The organism is Actinomadura montaniterrae, assembly GCF_008923365.1.
GTDB classification, from domain to species: domain Bacteria; phylum Actinomycetota; class Actinomycetes; order Streptosporangiales; family Streptosporangiaceae; genus Spirillospora; species Spirillospora montaniterrae.
Genome location: NZ_WBMR01000369.1, coordinates 1 through 6270, shown reverse-complemented (window position 1 = coordinate 6270; position 6270 = coordinate 1). Strand labels below are relative to the sequence as shown.

General features: G+C 73.4%; 5 protein-coding genes and 1 pseudogene. 2 read left to right on the top strand and 4 right to left on the bottom strand.

The features are described 5' to 3' along the window. Both F9B16_RS51960 and F9B16_RS48670 read left to right on the top strand, forming a co-directional pair. Positions 1-688, top strand: a pseudogene (locus F9B16_RS51960) (N-6 DNA methylase); the annotation flags it as partial. After that, positions 666-1565: a serine/threonine-protein kinase gene (locus F9B16_RS48670; RefSeq protein ID WP_151547059.1), complete on the top strand. Its 900-nt coding sequence runs from the start codon at positions 666-668 to the stop codon at positions 1563-1565. The pseudogene F9B16_RS51960 and the gene F9B16_RS48670, both read left to right, overlap by 23 nt. Positions 1566-1601: 36 nt before the next feature. On the opposite strand, the gene F9B16_RS48665 is transcribed toward F9B16_RS48670, so the two are convergent. From F9B16_RS48665 to F9B16_RS48650, 4 genes are all read right to left on the bottom strand, one after another. After that, positions 1602-2588, bottom strand: coding sequence for an aldo/keto reductase (locus F9B16_RS48665; protein ID WP_151547058.1), 987 nt, complete (start codon positions 2586-2588; stop codon positions 1602-1604). 173 nt (positions 2589-2761) lie between these two features. Next, entirely contained in the window at positions 2762-3718 is a 957-nt protein-coding gene (locus tag F9B16_RS51955) for an NlpC/P60 family protein (protein ID WP_225992639.1), read from the bottom strand. Positions 3719-4012: 294 nt separating this feature from the next. Continuing rightward, entirely contained in the window at positions 4013-5431 is a 1419-nt protein-coding gene (locus tag F9B16_RS48655; protein WP_151547057.1) for a maltokinase N-terminal cap-like domain-containing protein, read from the bottom strand. 2 nt (positions 5432-5433) lie between these two features. Next, positions 5434-6270 (bottom strand): alpha-glucosidase C-terminal domain-containing protein (locus F9B16_RS48650; protein ID WP_225992638.1); only part of this gene is annotated, 837 nt, incomplete at its 5' end.

Below are 6270 nucleotides of genomic sequence, written 5' to 3'. Positions count from 1 at the left end.
CCGGCGCCGGCCCCGGCAGACCGGCGCGGCGTTCGGCCGCCGCTTCACCGCCGCGCTGGACCGGCTGGCCGCCGCCGCGCCCGTCCCGCCCGCACTGGACCTGCTTCCCGAGCCGCGGCCGCTGCCGTTCACCACCATCGCCGAGCTGTCCCGGACCGGCGCCGTCGCGGTCCGGCACGCCCCCGCGCGGCTGCCCGCCGGCGGCGACGTCGCGGTGCTGACCGCGGCCGACCTCACCGCGGGGTCGGCGCCGTCCGGCGCGGCCGCCGCCGACCCCGACCTGATCATGCTGGAGCCCGGCGACGTGGTCGCGACCGCCGCCGGCACCGCCCGGGTCGTCGGCGACGAGCACGCCGCGCTCGGCCCCTACCTCACCCTCTACCGACCGGACCCGGCGCGCCTCGACCCCGGCTTCCTCGCCGGGTTCCTGACCTTCGCGCACACCCGCACCGGCACCGGGTCCAGCCGGATGGACCTGCGCCGGATGCGGATCCCGCGGCTGCCGCCCGAACGGCAGCGCGCCTACGGCCGCGCGTTCGCCGAGATGGCCGCGCTCACCGCGACATTGCGCGAAATGTCGGCCCTCGGCGAGGACCTCGTTCGGCTAGGCTTCGACGGTCTGCTCGACGGCCGCCTCACCCCCGCCGATAGCCCCCGGGAGAACGATGCTCATCGCCGACAGGTATGAGCTGGACGACCTTCCGCTGGGCCGCGGCGGCATGGGCGCCGTCTACGCCGCGCACGACACCCGGCTCGGCCGCCGCGTCGCGGTGAAGTTCCTCGAGATGCCCGGCGGCCCCGACGGCGAGCTGGAGCGGCGGTTCATCCGCGAGGCCCGGATCCTCGCGCGCCTGGAGCACACCGGCGCCCCGACCCTCTACGACTTCGGCACGTTCGAGCAGCGGCTCTTCCAGGTCATGCAGTTCATCGACGGCGTCACCGTCGCGGACCTGATCGCCGAGCACGGGCCCGTCCCGGTGCCGTGGGCCGCGGGGATCACCGCGCAGGCCGCCGCCGTCCTCGCCGCCGCGCACGCGCTGTCGATCTGGCACCGCGACCTCAAGCCGACCAACCTCATGCTCTGCCCGGACGGCAGCGTCAAGGTGCTCGACTTCGGGCTGGCGATCCTCGGCGACGCCGACCTCGCGCACTTCACCCGGCACGGCCAGATCCTCGGCACGCCCGCCTACATGGCGCCCGAGCAGATCGAGCAGGGCGTCGCCGGCGCCCGCAGCGACCTGTACGCGCTCGGCTGCGTCCTGCACGAGATGCTCACCGGGCGGCAGCTGTTCGCCGGGCCGACCGCGTACGCGGTGTTCGACAAGCACGTCCGGGAACGGCCGCCCGCCGTCCCCGGCGTGCCCGCCGAGCTGAACGCGCTCCTCCAGGAGCTCCTGGAGAAGAAGCCGGAGAACCGGCCGGCGGACGCCGCCGCCCTCTACGAGCGGCTGCGCCCGCTCGCGACCGACCTGCCGGTGCTGCCCGGCTTCCTGGAGCCCGCCTCCGCGCCGAGCCCCGAACGCATGTACGCGCTGATCGTCGGCCGGCTCCTCGGCGGCTCCTGACGCGCCCTACCGGGCGGCGTCCTACCAGGCGGCGTCCTACCAGGCGAAGGCCTCCGGCGCCGGGCCCGGGCCGGGGAAGAGCTCGTCCAGCGCGTCCAGGAACTCCCCGGACAGCTCCAGCTCGACGGCGCGCAGCGCGGAGTCGAACTGCTCCTGGACGCGGGGCCCGACGATGGGGCCGGTGACGCCGGGACGGGTCAGCAGCCAGGCGAGGCCGACGTCGCCGGGCTCGACGCCGTGCTTGTCGCAGAGGTCCTCGTAGGCCTGGATCCGCGCGCGCTCCGTCGGCTCCTCCAGCATCTTCGCCCACAGCCCCGACCCGGACCGGGCCGTCCTGCCCTCGCTCTGCTTGCGCAGCACGCCGCCCAGGATGCCGCCGTGCAGCGGCGACCACGGGACGACGCCGAGGCCGTACGCCTCCGCCGCCGGGATCACCTCCATCTCGGCGCGCCGCTCGACCAGGTTGTACAGGCACTGCTCGCTGACCAGGCCGAGCGAGCCGCGCCGCGCGGCCGTCTCGTTCGCCTGCGCGATGCCCCAGCCGGGGAAGTTCGACGACCCGGCGTACAGCACCTTGCCCTGCTGCACGAGGACGTCGACGGCCTGCCAGATCTCCTCCCAGGGCGTCGTCCGGTCGATGTGGTGGAACTGGTACAGGTCGATGTGGTCGGTGCCGAGCCGCTTCAGCGACGCCTCGCACGCCCGGCGGATGTTCAGCGCCGAGAGCCGGTCCCGGTTGGGCCACGGGTCGCCCTCGGGGCTCATGTCGCCGTACACCTTCGTCGCCAGGACGGTCTTCTCCCGCCGCCCGCCGCCCTTGGCGAACCAGGCGCCGACGATCTCCTCGGTGCGGCCCTTGCCGCCGTAGATGTTGGCGGTGTCGAAGAAGTTGACGCCCGCGTCTAGCGCGGAGTCCATGATGGCGTGGGCGTCGGCCTCCTCGGTGTGGCGGCCGAAGTTCATCGTGCCGAGGACGAGGCGGCTGACCTTCAGGCCGGTCCGGCCGAGCTGCGTGTACTTCATGGGGACAAGCCAAGCACCTGGAGTGCGCTCCAGATCAACCGGTGCGCCGCCATGGACGTCCTGCGGTCCATGGCGGCGCGCGGGCCGGCGTCGCCGCGGCGGGCCGTGTCGAGCAGTGTCGAGCAGTGGCGGGCCGGGGCGGCGCCGGTCGCGATGCGGTGGTGCGGCCGGGATCAGCCGGGTACGTGGCCGGGCGCCGTCATGGCCCCGGATTGCGCGAACGGTGTCCAGGACCGCCAGCCGGAGCCGGGCCGGGAGCCGTCCCCGGCGCGTCCGTGCGGCGGCTTCGCCGGGTTCGCGTGGTTCGCGTGGTGCGGTCTCGCGTGGTTCGCGTGGTCCGCGTCCGCGTGGTGCGGGTGCTGCGCGGCGGGCCTGACGTGCCTCGGCCGCGGGGCCGGATCTCTGTCCGGTCTGCCAGGCTTGATGTGGTTCGACGCGTGGTCGCTTCGCGGTGCCTGGGCCGCGGGATGCGCGGGGGTGTTCGCCGGGGGCTTTGCTGGGTGCTGGACTGGCATGTCGTCGGGTGGCGGAAGATGGGGGGTCCGCCGCTTATCTGGCGGCTTTCGCCGGGCCTCGCGATCCTGCGCCGCCATTCTGTCTATCTTGTCGACGAGCTCGCGGATGGACGGGGAAAATGTCTGTTTTGCCGGAGCGCCGGGCCGTACCGCCCCGGCGAACTGCCGTTTTCGGGCCGCGCCCAGCTTGTCGATCCGGACCCGGGCGCCGGTATGCGGCGCGTGCAGGAAGCGGCCGTGGCCGACGTAGATGCCGACGTGACTTCGCCCGTGGAAGAAGACGAGGTCGCCGGGTTTCAGGCCGCCGAGGCCCACCTTCCGCTCCACCGACCGGTACTGCGCGTAGGTGATGCGCGGGAGCCGCACGCCCGCCCGGCGCCAGGCGGCCATCGCCAGGCCCGAGCAGTCGTAGCTGGACGGCCCGGCCGCGCCCCACCGGTACGGCTTGCCGATCTGCTCGCGCGCGAACGCCAGCGCCCGCCTGGCGTCGCTGCGCTGCTCGGCGGTCCTGGTGCGGTAGCGGTCGTAGGCCTTGACCTTGCTCAATGTCGCGGCGTCCAGGTTGAGCCGCCTCAGCACGGTCGGGTTGAGCTGCGCGCCGGCCGGGGCGCCCATCGGGACCGCCAAAGCGAATCCGGCGGCGGTCGCGGTGACGGCGACGGCGATCGTCCGGTGTTTTCGGACCGCCGGCCCGGTGTGGCGGACGGACCGTCCGGTCCGTGCCGTACGGGCGGCGCCGCCCCGATGTGAGTGACGTGCGATGCACATTAGCGTGCTCTCCGTTTTCCCTCGTCGGTTGATCATCCCGCCGACAGTTCGGGTACCCGGTGGCCGCGCTTGAATGGGGGAGAACCGGCCGATTTTGCGTGATCATGGAGTGGAATTGATGCCGGAATTCGGTGTCTTTGATCAGGCGGTCAGATGGGCGAGCGATTTCAGCGGCACCGGCAGCCACGCCGGCCGGTTCCGCGCCTCGTACCGCACCTCGTACACCGCCTTCTCGAATTCGAACGCGCGCAGCAGCACCGCGTGCGCGGCCGGGTCGGCGCCGCCCGCCGCCGCGTAGCCCCGGCAGAACGCGGCCCGGTTGCGGGCCGCCCACGCGTGCGCCCGCGTCTCCAGGTGGCCGCCCGACTCCAGCGGCACCGTCCCGGACCGGGTGATGAGGAACCGCGCCGCGTACTCGAACGACCGCAGCATCCCGGCGACGTCGCGCAGCGGATGCGACAGCGCGCGGCGCTCGCTCTGCGTGCGGGCCGGCTCGCCCTCGAAGTCCAGCAGCGACCAGCCCGACTCGGACCGCAGCACCTGCCCGAGGTGGTAGTCGCCGTGCACCCGCTGCACCGGCAGCGGCCCCGCCTGCGCGGCCAGGTCGATGAAGGCGCCGGTCAGCGCCTTGGCGTGCGGGGCGAGCCCGGGCACGGCGCGGCACGTCCCGGTCAGCTCCGCGTTCATCCGCGCGGCGAGCCCCCGGATCTCGTCGGCCGGGACGACCGTCACGCCGAACGCGTCGGCGAGCGCCCGGTGCACCTGCGCGGTCGCGGCGCCGAGCCGCTCGGCCTCGGCGGCGAAGTCGCCGCCGGCGGCGCTCGCGTCCAGCTCCGCCCACTCGTCGTCCTCCGGCTGCGTCGCGTGCGCGAACCAGTCGCGGACGCTCGCGATCGCCAGGCTCCACCCGTCCGCGCCCGTGCGCAGGTAGTCCGACAGCAGGCCGAGCGTGACGGGTTCGCCGCCGTCGCCGCCGGGTGCGAGTTCGATCCAGCCGTGCACGGCGGGGACGTGCTCGCAGCCGGCGCGGGTCAGCGCGAGGTTGACCTCCAGGTCGAGGTTGACGCCGTCGCCGAGCCGCCGGAACAGCTTGCAGATGTACGCGTCGCCGAACAGCAGCGACGTGTTGCTCTGCTCCGCCGTGATGGGCAGGCTCGTCAGGTCCGTCCGGATGCGGGCGCCGGGCACGTGCCGGAAGCGCAGCGGGCCGGCGGACGCCCCCGCCGCCAGGTGCTCCAGCAGGGTCCGGGTCAGGTCGGGGTCGTGCGCGGCGTCGTAGGTCTGCTGCTTCGCGGCGCCGCCGCCCGGCGGGCCGATCCGCGCGTACCCGAGCCGTCCGGGCAGATCGCGGCGGACGCCGAGGAGGACCTGGTAGTGCTCGGTGGCGCCGTTCTGGCGGACGTCGAGGACGAGGTGGTACAGGCCCGGGTCGCCGGCCCGCAGCTCGGTGGCGGTGCCGATCGCCAGATCCTCGATGGGGCTGTCCTTGCCGCCGAACCAGCGCTGCCGCGGCAGCCATTCCGCGAGGTCCCGCGCGAGGACGTCTTCGGGTGGCAGCACCGTCAGCCGTCCTTCTCCGCGCCGGTTCCGGGCCCGGCCTCGGTCCCCGGCCCGGGGCCGTCCTCCGCATGGTCGGCGGGCGGGGTCGCCGCCAGGCCGCCGAGCGGGTCGGCGGGTGCGGCGTCCGGTGGCATGAGCTGGAACCAGTAGAACCCGTGGCCGGGCAGGGTGAGCAGGTAGGGGAGTTCGCCGATGGCGGGGAACTGCACGCCGCCCATGCACTCGACGGGGGAGTAGCCCTCGAACCGCCGCATGTCGAGTTCGACCGGCTGCGGGAAGCGCGACAGGTTCGCCACGCACAGCACGGTGTCCATCCCGCCCCAGCGGTCCTGGTCGGCCTCGTCGATCTCGCGGGTGAAGGCGAGGACGGAGGGGTTGGAGGCGGACAGTTCGACGTAGGTGCCGACGCCGAAGACGGGGTGGCGCTGCCGGATCTCGATCATCTTGCGGGTCCAGTGCAGGAGGGATCCGGGGTTGTTGACCTGGGCTTCGACGTTGACGGCTTGGTAGCCGTAGATGGGGTCCATGATGACGGGGAGGTAGAGGCGGGCGGGGTCGCATTGGGAGAAGCCGGCGTTGCGGTCGGGGGTCCATTGCATGGGGGTGCGGACGGCGTCGCGGTCGCCGAGCCAGATGTTGTCGCCCATGCCGATCTCGTCGCCGTAGTACAGGACGGGTGAGCCGGGCAGGGACAGCAGCAGGGCGGTGAACAACTCCAACTGGTTGCGGTCGTTGTCCAGGAGGGGGGCCAGGCGGCGGCGGATGCCGATGTTGGCTTTCATGCGGGGGTCTTTGGCGTATTCGGTGTACATGTAGTCGCGTTCTTCGTCGGTGACCAT

What these genes read in the sequence shown, in the direction of transcription:
- F9B16_RS48665 (WP_151547058.1), bottom strand. Translation starts at nt 2,588, where the DNA reads ATGAAGTACACGCAGCTCGGCCGGACCGGCCTGAAGGTCAGCCGCCTC.
- F9B16_RS51955 (WP_225992639.1), bottom strand. Translation starts at nt 3,718, where the DNA reads ATGGGCGCCCCGGCCGGCGCGCAGCTCAACCCGACCGTGCTGAGGCGG.
- F9B16_RS48670 (WP_151547059.1), top strand. Translation starts at nt 666, where the DNA reads ATGCTCATCGCCGACAGGTATGAGCTGGACGACCTTCCGCTGGGCCGC.